The following is a 15,162-nucleotide window of genomic DNA, read 5'->3' on the forward strand; positions in this document are numbered from 1 at the left end:
GGCTCTCTTTCTCACCGGTGGGCTGGATCTCACCAGTCTGCCGGAAGGTCGGGCGCTGCTGCGCCGGATGGTACGACCCGGTACTTCTTGAGCACTTGGCTCATCACCTGTTTGAAGATCGGGGCGCTGGCCGCCGATGAATTGAGGTTGACCGGGTCAGCCAAGCTTACCGAAACCACGAACTGCGGATCGTCAGCCGGAGCGAATCCGGCGACGGAGACGAGGTAGCCGTGCGTGTAGCCGCCGTTTCCGTCGGGCATCTGCGCCGTTCCGGTCTTGGCCGCGATGCGGTAGCCGGGGATGTTCCATGCCTTGGCCAGCCAGCCCCGCTGGTAGACCATCTCGAGGATGTCGCTCGTTGTGCGGGCAGCGGCCGGCGAGACCGCCTGCACGCCCTTCGCGCTCGGCACGTCGGTGACGGTGCCGTCCTCGTGCGTGCAGCCCTCGACGAGCTGCACGGGCAGGCGCACGCCGCCGTTCGCGATGGTCTGGTAGACGCTCGCGAGCTGCACCGCCGTGGTCGTCAGGCCCTGGCCGAACATCGTGGCGTACTTCGTCTGGTTGTCCCAGGCATCCGTTCCCGGCTCGTGCAGGATGCCGGTGTCCTCGGCGGGGAAGCCGACCTCGCTCTCGGTGCCGAGGCCGAACTTCTTGTAGTAGTCGTAGCGCTGCTGGTCGCTCATGAGCGCACCGATCTGCGACATGCCCGTGTTGGAGGACTCGATGAGCACTCCCGTCAGGGTGAGGTGCTCATCGCCGTGGCGATCGGAGTCGTTGATGTTGGCGCCGTTGGGGAAGATGATGCGGTACGGCGCGACGACCTGGGTGAGCGGGTTGGCGACGCCGGCATCGATGGCGGATGCCGCCGTGAGCGCCTTGAAGGTCGAGCCGGGCTCGAACGATGCCGTGAAGGCCCGCGAGCCGCGATCCTCGTCGGCCGTTCCGTCGACGTTGTTGGGATCCACGCTCGGGTAGTCGGCCACGGCGAGCAACTTGCCCGTCTTGACCTCCTGCACGACCACGGTGCCCCACTTGGCTCCCGTCGCCTGCGCCTGGGCGGCGAGGGTCTGCTGCACGTACCACTGCAGGTCGGCGTCGATCGAGAGCTTGAGGGTTCCACCGTTCTGGGCCGCGACCGTGTCGGTACTGCCGGGAATGGCGACTCCGTCCACGGCATCGGTCTGGTAGCTCTCGCTGCCGTCCTTGGCCGCGAGGCATTTGTCGTCGGCCATCTCGACGCCGGCCTGGGGGTCGCCCTCCGAACCGAGGAAGCCGACGAGGTTCCCGGCGACGGACCCGTCGGGATAGGTGCGGCCGGGATGCTTGCGGGGGTAGACCCACGGGATGCCGAGTGCGTCGATCTTCTGGAACGTCGCGACGTCGACGGACTTGGCGAGGTAGGCGAAGTCGGACTTCGGGTCCGCCGCGAGGGCATCGCTGATGATCTTCGCCACGGCCGCTCCCGAGATGCCGAGGGCGGTGCCCAGTTCCTCGGTCGCCTCGGCCAGCGAGACCTTCACGTCACCCTTGGCGCCGGCTCGCTCGAACTCCTGGGCGTTCTTCGGCGAGATGGTGATGTCGTAGCGCAGCACGCTCTGGGCGAGCACCTGGCCGTCGCGGTCCACGATCTCCCCGCGCGTGCCGAGCACCGTCGCCGTCGTGGTGCGGGCCTGCACCGACGCCGCGTTCAGCTCGTCGGCGCGCACCACCTGGATGTCGACGAGGCGCACGACGAAGACGCTCACGATGGCCAGCAGCAGCATCATCGCGACGACGGTCCGGCGGCGGTTGGTGCGGGAGTTCATCACCGGGGCTCATCCATTCTCGCGGGTCTCGCGAATCGCGCGCGGGCTGTCGCGGTCAGTGTGTCACCGGGGTCGGCAGCACGCCGGGTTCAGGGGTCGGCGCGTCGGAAGCCGCTGCCGCCGCCGCGTCGGGCTGCGCGGCATCCGTCGTCGCGGCAGCCGTCTCCGCTGCGGCCGTATTCGGCGCAGGCGCGCCGGCCTGCGGTGCCGTGGCCGCCGCCGCGGGAGGCGGCAGCTGCGTCACGAGCGGAACGTCGCTGATGAGGGCGTTCGGCACGAGCGAGCGAGCGCCGCCCTGTCCGCCGGCCGAGGCGTCCGCCGCTTGGGGCTGGCCGAGCACGGCGCCGTCGGAGAGTCGCAGGTAGACCGGATGCGCGTTGGAGACCATGCCGAGCGCCTCGGCGTTCGCCGCCAGGAACTGCGGGGACTGCACCTGGTCGAGCGCCTCGGAGGCCGCCTGCTGCTGGCGGGTGAGCTGCTTGGACTGATCCTGCAGTGCCGAGGTCTCGAAGGCGCCCTGCGAGACGGCGACGCTCAGCAGCAGCTTCACGAGGAAGATCACGCTGATGCCGGCGACCGCGATGACGGCATAGAACAGCCGCGGCCGCGCGCGCCGGTCGGTGCGCTCTGCGGGACGGGTGGCCGGACGCAGGGTGGGCCTGGGCGCAGGGGCCGGCGTCGGAGCGGGTGCGGTCGCGGGCTGCACCGACCAGATGGGCTGCTGCGGCGCACGGGCGAGGTTGTCGTTCATGAGGCCCTCCTGAGTCGTTGCGCCGCGCGGAGCCGCACCGGAGTCGCTCGCGGGTTGGCGGCCTTCTCGGCCTCGGTGGCGAGCTCGGCTCCGCGCACCAGCAGGCGGAACTCGGGCTTGTGCTCGGGCAGTTCGACCGGAAGGCCGGCCGGCGCCGTCGAGGCGGATGCCGCGGCGAATGCCCGCTTGACGATGCGGTCCTCGAGCGACTGGTAGGCGAGCACGACGATGCGGCCATCGACCGCGACCGCCTCCAGCGCGGCCGGAACGGCCGCCTCGAGAACGGCGAGTTCCTGGTTGACCTCGATGCGCAGGGCCTGGAAGACCCGCTTCGCTGGATGGCCCGCGCGCTGGGCAGCCGCGGGCGTCGCGTCCGAGATGATGCGCACGAGGTCGGCCGACCGGGTGAGAGGCGCCTTCTCACGCGAGCGGACGATGGCACGCGCGTAGCGGGCCGCGAGCTTCTCCTCGCCGTACTCGTGGAAGATGCGGCGCAGCTCGAGCTCGGAGTACGCGGCGAGCACCCGCTCGGCGGTGAGCTCGCTCGTTGCGTCCATGCGCATGTCGAGCGGAGCATCCTGCGAGTACGAGAACCCGCGCTCGACGCGATCCAGCTGCAGCGAGGAGACGCCGAGGTCGAACAGCACGCCATGCACCTCGTCGATGCCGAGCTCCTCGAGGGCGTCGAGGATGCCGTCGTAGACGGTGTGCACGAAGCGGGCACGCTCCCCGAAGCGGGCGAGGCGCTCGCGGGCGATGGCGAGGGCGTCGAGGTCCCGGTCGAGGCCGACGATGGTGAGGTCGGGGAAACGCTCCAGGAAGGCCTCGGCGTGCCCGGCCATCCCGAGGGTGGCGTCCACGAGCACCGCGCCGGGACCCTGAATGGCGGGCGCGAGCAGTTCGATGCAGCGCTCGAGCATGACGGGGGTGTGAATACGGTCGATCTGCATGGCGTTACGGGCTTCTCCTGTGTCGTGATCCCCATCCGGTCGGTCTGGCGCCGGGGAAGTACGTCAGCGTGGCCGGCTGGGAGTCGCGGCACAGGAGCATCAGAAGAGCCCGGGGATCACCTCCTCCGTCGTGTTGGCGAACGTGGCCTCCTGCTCGGCGAGGTAGGCATCCCACGCCTCGGAGTCCCAGATCTCGATGCGGCTGCCGGCGCCGATGACGGTCAGGTCGCGGTCCAGCCCGGCGTACGCGCGCAGGTTCGCGGGGATCGTCACGCGGTTCTGCTTGTCGGGGTTCTCGGCGCTGGCACCGGAGAGGAAGACGCGCAGGTAGTCACGGGCCTGCTTGCTCGTCACGGGAGCCTGGCGGATCTTCGCGTGCAGGTCTTCGAACTCCCGGGTCGAGAAGACGTAGAGGCAGTGCTCCTGGCCACGCGTCATGACGACGCCGCCGGAGAGTTCATCGCGGAACTTGGCGGGAAGGATGAGGCGGCCCTTCTCGTCGAGCTTGGGCGCGTAGGTGCCGAGGAACACGGGCGGCACCCCCACTCTTCCGGCCAAGGTCTCAGTGTGACTCCACTTTACTCCACTTCGCACCACACATGTGGGAAATGCAGACGAATCACCCGCGTTCTGGGCATACGAACCCCGAAATCACGCGGCAGAAGCGAGGTGGAGGGAAATGGAGCGGTTCGGGCGGCCGCGCACCATTCCGGGCGTCATCCGGGCACGAAAAAAGGGCCGATCAGCGATCGGCCCTTTTCAGGTCAGTGCAGCCAGTGGAGGGAAGGGGAGGATCAGCGCCCGTCTTGCCGCTTGTCCCAGCGGTCGTTGAGACGGTCCATGAAGCCACGACGGGCGCTCGCCTTGCCCGCACCCGCCTTGCCGCTGCTCGGAAGCTCCTCGGGAGCGGGAGCGCGCTTGCTCGGCGTGATGGCCAGCAGTACGCCGGCGAGCATCAGCACGAAGCCGCCGATGCCGATGACCAGCACGTTCAACGCCACTCCGGCGATGAGCGCGGCGACCCCGGCCACGGCGATCAGGACGCCGACGACGATGGCGCGGTAGTTCGGCCGACCATGGCCGCCGCCGACGTGCGCCACGAAATCGGCATCGTTGTGATAGAGGCTGCGCTCCATCTCGTCGAGGAGCCGCTGCTCCTGCTCTGAAAGCGGCATCTGATTCCCTTCGTCCTCGGGACCAGGCGAGTTGCTTGAAAGTCTAGCGTCGCCGGGATAGCTAGGCTAGGCGGGTGGCAGAAAGCACTCGTCTGGTCGATCTGGTGCACGCACGCGTCGACGAGTTCGTGTCAGATCGTGCCTCAATTCTCACCTCCGTGAGTACGGAACTCGACCCGCTCCTCCAGATTTCTCGGCGGTTTCTCAGCGGTGGCAAGCGCTTTCGCGCGCTGTTCTGCTACTGGGGCTGGCAGGCGGTCTCCGGCGAGCCGGAGGGGTTCGATCCCTTCGCGGATGAGGGCGGCCCCGAACACCTCGATGCCGTGGTGTCGGTGGCGGCCGCACTGGAGATCTTCCACGCCGCCGCCCTCGTCCACGACGACATCATCGACAACTCCGACACGCGCCGCGGTGCGCCAGCGGCGCATCGCGCCTTCGAGGCGCTGCACCTCCAGGGCGGCTGGTCCGGGGATCCCGAGGGATTCGGCCGCGCCTCCGCCATCCTGCTCGGCGACCTGCTGCTCGGCTGGAGCGACGAGCTGCTCGACGAGGGCATCGCCGAACTGCCTCGCGCCGAGGCCCGCCGGGCGCGCAGCGAGTTCAATCTCATGCGCACCGAGGTCACGGCCGGCCAGTACCTCGACATCCTCGAGGAGCAGGCATGGCCGAGCCGGGCCGAGAGCGAGATGCGCTCCCGTGCCGAGACGGTCATCGTCTACAAGTCGGCGAAGTACAGCGTGCTCGCCCCGCTCGTGATCGGCGCTGCCCTCGCCGGCGGCACGGATGCGCAACTGGCCGCCCTGCGCACGTTCGGGCTGCCGCTCGGCACGGCCTACCAGTTGCGCGACGACCTGCTCGGCGTCTTCGGCGACGAGCAGCTCACCGGAAAGCCCAGCGGCGACGACCTGCGCGAGGGCAAGCGCACGATGCTCGTCGCCATCGCGCGCGAACGCATGCAGCCGGGCCAGCGCCGACTGCTCGACGAACTGCTCGGCGACCCTGACCTCGACGCCGCCCAGGTGCGGATGCTGCAGTCCACCATCCGCGCCAGCGGCGCGGTCGACGAGGTCGAGGCGCTCATCGCCCGTCAGGTCGTCCGTGCCATCACGGCCGTGAACGACGCCCCGCTCAGCCGGCGGGCGCGCAGCGAACTGGTCGCACTGGCCGAGACGGTCACGGCCCGTACCGCCTGATCGGGCGAGGGTTCAGGCGAGCGCCTGGGCGATGCGGCGCACCTCGGTCTTGCGTCCGGACCGCAGGGCGTCGATGGGCGCGACCTCGAGCGACTCCTCGGGCTCCAGCAGCCACCGCATCGCCTCGTCGTCACTGAATCCGGCATCGGCCAGCACGAAGAGGGTCCCGCGGAGCTCGTGGAGCGGCTCGTTCTCGAGAAGGAAGACCTCGGGAACCATCAGAACGCCCTCGCGCCGGATTCCCAGCAGGTGCTTGTCTTCGATGAGGCGGCGAACACGGCTCGGGCTGATGCCGAGCAGTTCGACGAGGTCGGGGATTCTCAGCCATTGGCGATCGGAGAAGGCGTCGGTCACGGTCTCTAGAGTGCCACGTCGTCGGCCGACCACCAACCGGGCGCCGCGGCCGGCCGGGACCGCGTCGGACAACCGCAGCCCTCGGAGGCGTCTCTGACAGACTCGGTATGTCACACCAGCCACATTGGTCGCGGAAGTAGACAATTGCTCACTTTTGTGACACTCTGAGGCGCGATCGAGGGAGATCCCATGACTCTCGCCCCCGCGGCCATCGTCGGCGCCATCGCCGTCAGCCTGGGCGGCTCGCACGCGACCGCCACCCCTCCCGTGCACCCGGATGCCGGGTGGCATCCGACCCAGGAACGTTCCCTCACCCCCGCTGATGCATCGCCCTCCGCCCTGCGCAGCGCGGAGGTGGCTCCGGCCGTGTACACGGTCGTCGAGGGCGATACCGTGAGCGGCATCGCCGCCCGGTATGGACTGGCGACCGATGCCGTGCTCGCCCTGAACGGCCTCGAGCGTTCGAGCCTCATCTTCCCCGGCCAGCAGCTCGCCCTCGGTGCGCCGGCCCCCGTGGCACCGGTGGCCGACACCGCCGCCCCGCCGGCGACCCCCGCTCCGAGCGCCGGCACCCACATCGTCGTGGCCGGAGACACCCTGTGGGCGATCGCCCATTCGGCCGGAACCAGCGTGCAGGCGCTCCTGGACGCGAACGGACTCGAGCCGGGCGCCCTCATCCATCCCGGGCAGGGCATCGTGCTCGCGCCGGCCATCACCCTGGCGGCAGCCGAGGCGCCGCTCGCTCCCGCCGCACCCGCGCCCGCGCCGACGGCGCCGGCTCCGGTCGCTCCGGTTGCCCCGACCAACGGCCCCGACATTGCCGCAGCCGGGGGTATCGTCGCCCTCACCGAGGAGATGCGCCAGAACGCAGCGATCATCGTCTCCGTCGGGCGCAGCATCGGCGTCGATGATCGCGGGCTCGTCATCGCGCTCGCGGCCGCGGCCCAGGAATCGGGGCTGCGCAACCTCGACGTCGGCGACCGGGACTCCCTCGGCGTGTTCCAGCAGCGACCGAGCACCGGATGGGGCACCCCCGACGAGGTGCGCGACCCCGTGCGCGCCGCGTACGCGTTCTTCGGCGGATCGACGAATCCGAATGCCGGCCGCACGCGCGGGCTGCTCGACATCGCCGGCTGGCACGAGATGACCCTGGCGCAGGCCGCCCAGGCGGTGCAGATCTCGGCGTTCCCCGATGCCTACGCCAAGTGGGAGCTCTCGGCGAGCACTTGGCTGGCACAACTGGGCTGAGGCGCGCTGCGTCACAGGAGCGTTCCAATGCCGGAGTTCACGGAGTTTTAGCGGAGAAGACGCCCCGGCTCTTCGTACAATTCCGGGGTGACGATCACGCCCACGGACCCGATGCTCGGCCGTCTCATCGACGGCCGCTATCAGGTGCGCTCGCGGATCGCCCGCGGTGGAATGGCCACCGTCTACCTCGCGACCGACCTCAGGCTCGAACGCCGGGTGGCCATCAAGATCATGCACGGCCATCTCGCCGACGACAACACCTTCAAGAGCCGCTTCGTCCAGGAGGCGCGCTCGGCCGCGCGACTGGCGCATCCGAACGTCGTCAACGTCTTCGACCAGGGCCAGGACTCCGACATGGCGTACCTGGTCATGGAGTACCTTCCGGGCATCACGCTGCGCGACCTGCTGAAGGACTACGGCCGCCTGACCCCCGAGCAGACCATCGACATCCTCTCCGCCGTGCTCTCGGGGCTCGCCGCCGCGCACAAGGCCGGCATCGTGCACCGCGATCTCAAGCCCGAGAACGTGCTGCTGGCCGACGACGGGCGCATCAAGCTCGGCGACTTCGGGCTGGCACGGGCGGCGAGCGCCAACACCGCCACCGGTCAGGCCCTGCTCGGAACCATCGCCTACCTCTCCCCCGAGCTCGTGACCCGCGGGGTGGCTGATGCCCGCAGCGACATCTATGCACTCGGCATCATGATGTACGAGATGCTCACCGGCCAGCAGCCCTTCGTGGGCGAGGCCCCGATGCAGATCGCCTACCAGCACGCCAACGACCACGTGCCGCGTCCGAGCGCGAAGGTGCCGGCTGTGCCTGCCGAGCTCGACGACCTCGTGCTGTGGGCCACGGCGCGCGACCCCGAGGAGCGACCCCGCGACGCTCGCGTCATGCTCGAGCGGCTGAAGGACGTCGAGAAGCTCGTGCGCGACCCCGAGGCGGCGATCGCCGAGGGCGTGCAGCCGACGATGGTCCTGCCGGTCGGGCCCGCCTACCCCGCCGATGCCGCGACCCAGGTACTGGGCCAGCCGCCCGCGCGCCACCGCACCGGCCCCGTGCAGCAGGATGCGACGACGGTGCTGGCCGCGAAGGCCCGCACGCGCAGTCGGCGCGGCTACCTGCTGCTCGTGCTCGTCGTGCTGCTCGCCGCGATGGGCGGGGCGACCGGCTGGTACTTCGGTGCAGGGCCCGGTTCGACCGCCCCCGTGCCGAGCGTCGTCGGAGCGAGCAAGGATGCCGCGGTCGCCGCGCTCACCGACGCCGGGTTCCAGGTCGAGCTCGGCTCCCGCAACGATCCCGTGGTCGCGAAGGACCTCGCATCCGGAACCGATCCCGCAGAGGGCTCAGCGGCCAATCGCGGCAGCACCGTGACGCTCTACCTCTCGCTCGGTCCGGCCATCCTCGATGTGCCCTCCGTCGTCGGCGCCCAGGAGGCGGACGCGAAGAACCAGCTCGCCCGCTTCACGGTCGGTCCCTCGAGCGCGCAGTTCTCGGATCAGGCACCGGGGATCGTCCTGGCCGCGCTCGACGGATCCGGGAACGCGCTGCCGGCTCAGTATCCCGAGAAGGGCGCCATCACGCTCGTCGTCTCCTCCGGGCCCATCCCCGACGTCACGGGCGCGAGCGTCGACGCGGCCACCGCCACGCTGAGCGGCGCGGGCCTGGCACCGACGGTGGGCGACGCGGAGTTCAGCGAAGACGTGCCCAAGGACTCCGTCATCCGCACGGAGCCGCAGGCGGACCCCATGCACCCCGGCGACGGCATCGTCATCATCCCGTCGAAGGGGCCGGAGCGCATCGCCGTTCCGAACGTCGTCGGCAAGACCATCAACGAGGCCAAGAAGCTCATCGAAGACGCGGGACTCAGCTTCGACTCCAACGTTCCCGAGCTCTTCCGCAACGTCGTGCAGGCCGACGAGCAGGAGCCGGCCGCCGGTGACGCCGTCAAGCGCGGCTCGAAGGTGGAAGCCAACTTCAACGGCTGACCCGGTGGCACCGCACGCTCAGCGGGCGCTGAGTTCCTCTGCCACGAGGAATGCGAGCTCGAGCGACTGCATGTGGTTCAGCCGCGGATCGCACAGCGACTCGTAGCGCGTGGCGAGGCTCGCCTCATCGAGCTGCTCGCTGCCGCCGAGGCACTCGGTCACGTCGTCGCCGGTCAGCTCGATGTGGATGCCGCCGGGGTGCGTCCCTGCGTCGCGGTGCGCCTCGAAGAAGCCCTTGACCTCGTCGACGACGTCATCGAAGCGGCGGGTCTTGTAGCCCGTCGGAGTGGTGAGGCCGTTGCCGTGCATCGGGTCGGTGATCCACAGCGGGCGGGCGTCGCTCGCCTTGATGGCCTCCAGCAGGGGCGGGAGCGCGCTGCGGATCTTGCCCGCTCCCATCCGGGTGATGAAGGTGAGCCGGCCGGGCTCCCGGTCTGGGTCGAGCTTGTCGATCAGGGCGAGCATGTCATCGGCGCTCGTCGAGGGGCCGAGCTTCACGCCGATGGGGTTGCGCACCCGCGAGAGGAAGTCCACGTGCGCGCCGTCGATGTCCCGCGTGCGCTCGCCGATCCAGACGAAGTGGGCCGAGGTGTTGTAGGGGGTGCCGGTGCGTGAGTCGATGCGCGTCATCGGCCGCTCGTAGTCCATGAGCAGCCCCTCGTGGGCGGTGTAGAACTCCACCCGCTTGAGTTCGTCGAAGTCGGCTCCGGCCGCCTCCATGAACTTCACGGCGCGGTCGATCTCGCGGGCGAGCCCCTCGTAGCGCTGGTTGGCCGGGTTCTGCGCGAAGCCGCGGTTCCAGCTGTGCACCTGCCGCAGGTCGGCGAACCCGCCCTGGGTGAAGGCACGGATGAGGTTCAGCGTCGATGCCGCCGTGTGGTAGCCCTGCACGAGCCGCGCGGGGTCGGCGCGACGCGACTCCGGGGTGAAGTCGTAGCCGTTGATGATGTCGCCACGGTAGGCGGGCAGCGTGACGCCGCCCCGTGTCTCCTCGTCGCTGGAACGCGGCTTGGCGAACTGCCCGGCCATGCGGCCCATCTTCACGACGGGCATCGACGCGCCGTAGGTGAGCACGACCGCCATCTGCAGCAGGGTCTTCACGCGGTTGCGGATCGCATCCGCCGTCGCACCGGCGAAGGTCTCGGCGCAATCCCCGCCCTGCAGCACGAAGGCCTTCCCCTGGGCGGCCGCGGCGAGCCGCTCGCGCAGGTTGTCGACCTCGCCCGCGAAGACGAGCGGCGGGAGGGTCGAGATCTGCGCAGACGCCGCCCGGGCCGCCTCGGCGTCGTACCACTGCGGCTGCTGCTTGATCGGCAGGTCACGCCAGGAGTCCAGGCCCTCGATGACCGACTCGTCGGCGACGACAACCTGTTCTGTGGGGTCTGCCACGGGGTTCATTCCTTCTCCTGGCACGGCGAGCGGATGCGCACGCGCGCGCGGGGCGCACGGGCACGGACTGCGTCAGCCTACCGTGAAAGGCCTGCGCGTCTTTCCTTCACCGAACTCGCGTAGACGTCCACGTATTCCTGTCCGGAGAGCCGGTCGAGCTCGTACATGATCTCGTCGGTCACGCTGCGCAGCACGAACCGGTCGCCCTCCATGCCCTCGAAGCGGGAGAAGTCGAGCGGGTCGCCGAAGATCATGCCCACCCGGCGCACCGAGGGAAGGCGCTTGCCGATGGGCATGACCTTCTCGGTGTCGATCATGGCGACCGGCACGATCGGCACGCCCGCCTCGAGCACCATGCGGGCCACGCCCGTGCGTCCGCGGTAGAGCCGGCCGTCGGGACTACGGGTTCCCTCGGGGTAGATGCCGAGCACCGTGCCCTCGGAGAGCACGCGCAGGCCGGTGGCGAGCGATGCCTCGCTCGCCTTGCCGCCGGAGCGGTCGATGGGCAGCTGCCCGGCCGCATTCATGAACAGCCGCGTTGCCCAGCCCTTGAGGCCGGTGCCCGTGAAGTACTCGCTCTTGGCGAGGAAGACCATGCGCCGCTTCATGATGAGCGGCAGGAAGATCGAGTCGATGAACGAGAGGTGGTTGCTGGCCATGATGACCGCGCCGTGCTCGGGCACCTTGTCGAGGCCGACGACCCACGGGCGGAACAGGCTGAGCAGCAGTGGACCGACCACGATGTGCTTCATCACCCAATAGAACATGTCCGCTCCTGCCGCGCCGCCGGTTGAGAGACTATCGCGCGGCCGCGCGGGTGGCGCCGATGCGCGCCAGGTCGGCCGCTCCGACGACGCCGGCGTCGTTCACGAGCTCGGCGACGAGGAAGTCCGGTTCCGGGTGATAGCCGCGGGCAGGCACGTGCTCGATGAAGGCGCTGCGGATGGGCTCGAGCAGGGCCTCGCCCGCCGCCGAGACGCCGCCGCCGAACACGAAGACCTGGGGATCCAGGATCGCCGACAGGCTCGCGCTCGCCTGGCCGAGCCAGTTGCCGAGGGTGCGCAGTGCCGCCTCGGCTCCGGCATCCCCCGAGCCGATGAGGTCGCTGATGTCGTGGCCCGTGAGCGCGCCGTTGCGCCGGCGCACGGCCGCGAGGGTCTGCCCGATGCCGCCCGCATCCGCGAGCTCGTTGGCGAAGCGCAGCAGTGCACGGCCGGAGCCGTACATCTCGATGCAGCCGCGGGCCCCGCAGCCGCAGGGAAGGCCGTCGGGAACGACGCGCATGTGGCCGATCTCGGCGCCCGCACCGAAGCCGCCCCGCACGAGCTGGTCGCTCATGACGATCGCGCCTCCGACGCCGGTGCCGATCGTGAGGGTGACCATGTCGCTGTAGAGCCGGCCGGCTCCGAAGCGGAACTCGGCCCAGCCGGCGGCGTTGGCATCGTTGTCGATGAAGACCGGAAGGTCCAGCCGCTGCTCGAGCTTGGCCCTCAGGGGCTCGTTGCGCCAGTCGATGTTCGGCGTGTAGTAGACGACCGACTGCGACGCGTCGATGAAGCCGGGAGCGGCCACGCCGACCGCGATCGCGTCACCCCCGTCCGCGAGCGAGCGGATCATCTCGATGAGGGCGTTCTCCAGCGATTCGGAGTCCTTCGGCGTCGGCACCCGGTCCGAGCGCAGGATGGTTCCGAGCTCGTCGACCAGGGCTCCCGCGATCTTCGTTCCGCCGATGTCGATGCCGATTGCGTGCACGCTGAGAGCCTTTCCAACAGTGAGGGGCGAGCTGTGACGTCGCAGAGCTCTCGCGGCGCACCAAGTAGAGTGTAATCAACCAGTTCTGCCGGAAACGTTCCCTCCTCCCGCGTGCGCAAAGGTGAGCGCGCTGGGAGGCCCTCGCTCCCCCGGTGCCAAAGGAGATACCGTGAAACAGTTCGATGCGCCCGCCCTCTCGCCGGCGGATCCCGACGCCAATGCCACCGACCTGCTCGTGGATCGCGTCGCACGCACGCCGGACGCCGTCCTGTTCTCGGTTCCCGCGGGCGCCGGCTGGTCGCCGATCACCACCGCCGAATTCCACCGTCAGGTCGTTGCGCTCGCCAAGGGCTTCGTCGCCGCCGGCATCCAGCCCGGCGACAAGGTCGGCCTGATGTCGAAGACGCGCTACGAGTGGACGCTCATCGACTTCGCCATGTGGTTCGCGGGCGCCGTGCTCGTTCCGGTGTATGAGACGAGCTCCCCCAGCCAGATCCGCTGGAATCTCAGCGACTCGGGCGCCGTTGCCCTCATCCTCGAGACTCCCGAGATGTTCTCCCGCTTCGACGAGGTGCACCCCGAGCTCCCGCTCATCGACCGCGTCTGGCAGATCGATCTCGGCGATCTGGACAAGCTGGCCGCCCAGGGCGCCGAGGTGTCGGATGCCGAGATCGAGCGGCGACGCAACCTGGCCGTCGGAAGCGACATCGCGACCCTCATCTACACCTCGGGCTCCACCGGCAAGCCCCGCGGATGCGTGCTCACCCACGCCAACTTCGTGGAGACGAGCCGCAACGCGGCCCTCGGCCTCGGCGAGGTGCTCGAGAACGCCTCGACCCTGCTCTTCATCACGACGGCACACGTGTTCGCCCGCCTCATCGCGGTGCTCTCGGTGCACGCCGGCGTGCACGTGGGCCACCAGCCTGACACGCGCCAGCTCCTTCCCGCCATGGAGAGCTTCAAGCCGACCTTCCTGCTCGCCGTGCCGCGCGTGTTCGAGAAGGTGTACAACTCCGCCGAGCAGAAGGCGGAGGCCGGCGGAAAGGGCAAGATCTTCCGGGCCGCGGCAACGGCCGCGATCGAGCACTCGCGACTGCTCGAGAACGGCGAGAAGGTGCCGCTCGGCCTGCGGGTGAAGTTCGCCGTCTTCGACCGCCTCGTCTTCGCGAAGCTGCGCAAGGCGCTCGGCGGCCGGGTCCGCTACGCCGTCTCCGGTTCGGCGCCGCTCGGATCGCGTCTCGGCCACTTCTACCACAGCCTCGGCATCACCATCCTCGAGGGCTACGGCCTGACCGAGACGACGGCTCCCGCGACGGTCAACCGTCCGGCGAAGTCCAAGATCGGCACCGTCGGTCCCGCGTTGCCGGGAGTCTCCCTGCGTATCGAAGACGACGGCGAGATCCTCGTCAAGGGCGTCAACGTGTTCAAGGAGTACTGGAAGAACCCCGAGGCGACCGCGGCAGCACTCGACGACGGCTGGCTGCGCACCGGCGACCTCGGCACGCTCGACCAGGACGGCTTCCTCACCATCACCGGCCGCAAGAAGGAGATCATCGTGACGGCCGGCGGGAAGAACGTCGCTCCCGCGGTGCTCGAGGACCCCATCCGGGCCAACCCGCTCGTGGGCCAGGTCATCGTCGTCGGCGACGCCAAGCCCTTCATCGGGGCCCTCGTCACCCTCGACGCCGAGATGCTGCCGGTGTGGCTCGGCAACAACGGCGAGGATGCCGGCATGAGCCTCGCCGAGGCGGCCGTGAACCCGATCGTCATCGCCGAGATCCAGCGGGCCATCGACGCCGCCAACGAGACCGTCTCGCGCGCCGAGTCCATCCGGAAGTTCACCGTGCTCGCGACCGACCTCACCGAGGAGAGCGGCCACCTCACCCCGAAGCTGAGCATCAAGCGGCACGTCATCCTGAAGGACTTCGCCCAGGTGATCGACGAGATGTACTCCGGCGCTCCCGCGACGCAGGGCTACAGCCTGGCCCAGTAGGGCGAACGGCCGCCTGCGCGAGCAGGCGGCCGTCCTCGCGGCGCTCCTGCGGCGCCCCCGCGGGTCAGAACCAGTCGGACTCGCGGATCTGCTTCATCGCCGCACGGCGGTTCGGCTTCTCGAGCCGGTCGAGGTAGAGCAGGCCGTCGAGGTGATCGGTCTCGTGCTGCAGCGCCTGTGCCATCAGGCCATCGCCGGAGACCTCGACGGGGTTGCCGTCCAGGTCGATCCCCCTCGCACGGGCGAAGGGATAGCGCGGGGTCGGATACCAGAGTCCGGGTACCGACAGGCAGCCCTCCTCGACCTGCTCCACCTCCCCCGCGAGCTCGACGATCTCGGGGTTGAGGATGTAGCCCACCTCCCCGTCGATGTTGTAGCTGAACGCCCGCAGGTTCACGCCGATCTGCGCGGCCGCCACGCCGGCGCGCCCGGGAAGCTTCACGCTGTCGACGAGGTCGGCCACGAGGGCGCGCACGCCGTCGTCGATCGCTCCGATGGGCTCGGACACCGTCTTCAGCACAGGGTCGCCGAAGAGGCGGATCTCACGCTCTGTCATGGTTTCTTTC

At 69.5% G+C, this 15,162-nt stretch carries 14 protein-coding genes; 4 read left to right on the forward strand and 10 right to left on the reverse strand.

Going from position 1 to position 15,162, the window contains the following annotated elements; all coding sequences use genetic code 11:
• Nucleotides 1-29 precede the first annotated feature (29 nt).
• The 5 genes from WDJ51_RS14825 to WDJ51_RS14845 form a co-directional block, all read right to left on the reverse strand.
• On the reverse strand, nt 30-1,805 hold the full coding sequence (locus tag WDJ51_RS14825; protein WP_337853241.1) for a peptidoglycan D,D-transpeptidase FtsI family protein: 1,776 nt from the start codon (nt 1,803-1,805) through the stop codon (nt 30-32).
• A gap of 55 nt (nt 1,806-1,860) precedes the next feature.
• A complete protein-coding gene (locus WDJ51_RS14830) occupies nt 1,861-2,556 on the reverse strand; it encodes a hypothetical protein (protein WP_337853242.1) in 696 nt (231 codons plus the stop codon).
• The gene (gene rsmH, locus WDJ51_RS14835; RefSeq protein WP_337853243.1) at nt 2,553-3,506 is read right to left on the reverse strand and encodes a 16S rRNA (cytosine(1402)-N(4))-methyltransferase RsmH; all 954 of its coding nucleotides are present in this window, start codon (nt 3,504-3,506) and stop codon (nt 2,553-2,555) included. The genes WDJ51_RS14830 and rsmH overlap by 4 nt, the downstream gene beginning before the upstream one ends.
• 99 nt (nt 3,507-3,605) lie before the next feature.
• Nucleotides 3,606-4,037, reverse strand: coding sequence for a division/cell wall cluster transcriptional repressor MraZ (gene mraZ / locus WDJ51_RS14840; RefSeq protein ID WP_337853350.1), 432 nt, complete (start codon nt 4,035-4,037; stop codon nt 3,606-3,608).
• A 263-nt stretch (nt 4,038-4,300) separates the two neighbouring features.
• Nucleotides 4,301-4,681: a DUF3040 domain-containing protein gene (locus WDJ51_RS14845; protein ID WP_337853244.1), complete on the reverse strand. Its 381-nt coding sequence runs from the start codon at nt 4,679-4,681 to the stop codon at nt 4,301-4,303.
• Between the two features lie 74 nt (nt 4,682-4,755).
• Between WDJ51_RS14845 and WDJ51_RS14850 the strand changes: the two genes are divergently transcribed.
• Nucleotides 4,756-5,874 carry a polyprenyl synthetase family protein gene (locus WDJ51_RS14850; RefSeq protein ID WP_337853245.1) on the forward strand — a complete coding sequence of 373 codons (1,119 nt, stop codon included), beginning with the start codon at nt 4,756-4,758 and terminating at the stop codon, nt 5,872-5,874.
• Between the two features lie 12 nt (nt 5,875-5,886).
• Here WDJ51_RS14850 and WDJ51_RS14855 read toward each other — a convergent pair whose 3' ends face one another.
• Entirely contained in the window at nt 5,887-6,228 is a 342-nt protein-coding gene (locus WDJ51_RS14855; protein ID WP_337853246.1) for an Rv2175c family DNA-binding protein, read from the reverse strand.
• Nucleotides 6,229-6,417: 189 nt separating this feature from the next.
• Between WDJ51_RS14855 and WDJ51_RS14860 the strand changes: the two genes are divergently transcribed.
• Both WDJ51_RS14860 and pknB read left to right on the forward strand, forming a co-directional pair.
• Nucleotides 6,418-7,476, forward strand: a complete 1,059-nt coding sequence (locus WDJ51_RS14860; RefSeq protein WP_337853247.1) for a LysM peptidoglycan-binding domain-containing protein — start codon at nt 6,418-6,420, stop codon at nt 7,474-7,476.
• A 111-nt stretch (nt 7,477-7,587) separates the two neighbouring features.
• Nucleotides 7,588-9,462: a Stk1 family PASTA domain-containing Ser/Thr kinase gene (gene pknB, locus WDJ51_RS14865; RefSeq protein ID WP_443218510.1), complete on the forward strand. Its 1,875-nt coding sequence runs from the start codon at nt 7,588-7,590 to the stop codon at nt 9,460-9,462.
• 18 nt (nt 9,463-9,480) lie between these two features.
• Here the strand turns inward: pknB and WDJ51_RS14870 are convergent, their stop codons facing one another.
• From WDJ51_RS14870 to WDJ51_RS14880, 3 genes are all read right to left on the reverse strand, one after another.
• Nucleotides 9,481-10,860, reverse strand: a complete 1,380-nt coding sequence (locus WDJ51_RS14870) for a class II 3-deoxy-7-phosphoheptulonate synthase (RefSeq protein ID WP_337853249.1) — start codon at nt 10,858-10,860, stop codon at nt 9,481-9,483.
• Nucleotides 10,861-10,928: 68 nt separating this feature from the next.
• Nucleotides 10,929-11,618: a lysophospholipid acyltransferase family protein gene (locus tag WDJ51_RS14875; RefSeq protein WP_337853250.1), complete on the reverse strand. Its 690-nt coding sequence runs from the start codon at nt 11,616-11,618 to the stop codon at nt 10,929-10,931.
• A 31-nt stretch (nt 11,619-11,649) separates the two neighbouring features.
• Entirely contained in the window at nt 11,650-12,603 is a 954-nt protein-coding gene (locus WDJ51_RS14880; RefSeq protein WP_337853251.1) for an ROK family glucokinase, read from the reverse strand.
• Between the two features lie 169 nt (nt 12,604-12,772).
• On the opposite strand from WDJ51_RS14880, the gene WDJ51_RS14885 reads away from it, so the two are divergent.
• Nucleotides 12,773-14,596, forward strand: coding sequence for an AMP-dependent synthetase/ligase (locus WDJ51_RS14885; RefSeq protein ID WP_337853252.1), 1,824 nt, complete (start codon nt 12,773-12,775; stop codon nt 14,594-14,596).
• Between the two features lie 64 nt (nt 14,597-14,660).
• On the opposite strand, the gene def is transcribed toward WDJ51_RS14885, so the two are convergent.
• Nucleotides 14,661-15,152 carry a peptide deformylase gene (def, locus tag WDJ51_RS14890; RefSeq protein ID WP_337853253.1) on the reverse strand — a complete coding sequence of 164 codons (492 nt, stop codon included), beginning with the start codon at nt 15,150-15,152 and terminating at the stop codon, nt 14,661-14,663.
• Nucleotides 15,153-15,162: the final 10 nt, after the last annotated feature.

Source organism: Rathayibacter sp. YIM 133350 (assembly GCF_037404875.1).
Classification (GTDB): domain Bacteria; phylum Actinomycetota; class Actinomycetes; order Actinomycetales; family Microbacteriaceae; genus Orlajensenia.

What these genes read in the sequence shown, in the direction of transcription:
- WDJ51_RS14875 (WP_337853250.1), bottom strand. Translation starts at nt 11,618, where the DNA reads ATGTTCTATTGGGTGATGAAGCACATCGTGGTCGGTCCACTGCTGCTC.
- pknB (WP_443218510.1), top strand. Translation starts at nt 7,588, where the DNA reads ATGCTCGGCCGTCTCATCGACGGCCGCTATCAGGTGCGCTCGCGGATC.
- WDJ51_RS14845 (WP_337853244.1), bottom strand. Translation starts at nt 4,681, where the DNA reads ATGCCGCTTTCAGAGCAGGAGCAGCGGCTCCTCGACGAGATGGAGCGC.
- WDJ51_RS14860 (WP_337853247.1), top strand. Translation starts at nt 6,418, where the DNA reads ATGACTCTCGCCCCCGCGGCCATCGTCGGCGCCATCGCCGTCAGCCTG.
- rsmH (WP_337853243.1), bottom strand. Translation starts at nt 3,506, where the DNA reads ATGCAGATCGACCGTATTCACACCCCCGTCATGCTCGAGCGCTGCATC.
- WDJ51_RS14830 (WP_337853242.1), bottom strand. Translation starts at nt 2,556, where the DNA reads ATGAACGACAACCTCGCCCGTGCGCCGCAGCAGCCCATCTGGTCGGTG.
- WDJ51_RS14870 (WP_337853249.1), bottom strand. Translation starts at nt 10,860, where the DNA reads ATGAACCCCGTGGCAGACCCCACAGAACAGGTTGTCGTCGCCGACGAG.
- WDJ51_RS14825 (WP_337853241.1), bottom strand. Translation starts at nt 1,805, where the DNA reads ATGAACTCCCGCACCAACCGCCGCCGGACCGTCGTCGCGATGATGCTG.
- def (WP_337853253.1), bottom strand. Translation starts at nt 15,152, where the DNA reads ATGACAGAGCGTGAGATCCGCCTCTTCGGCGACCCTGTGCTGAAGACG.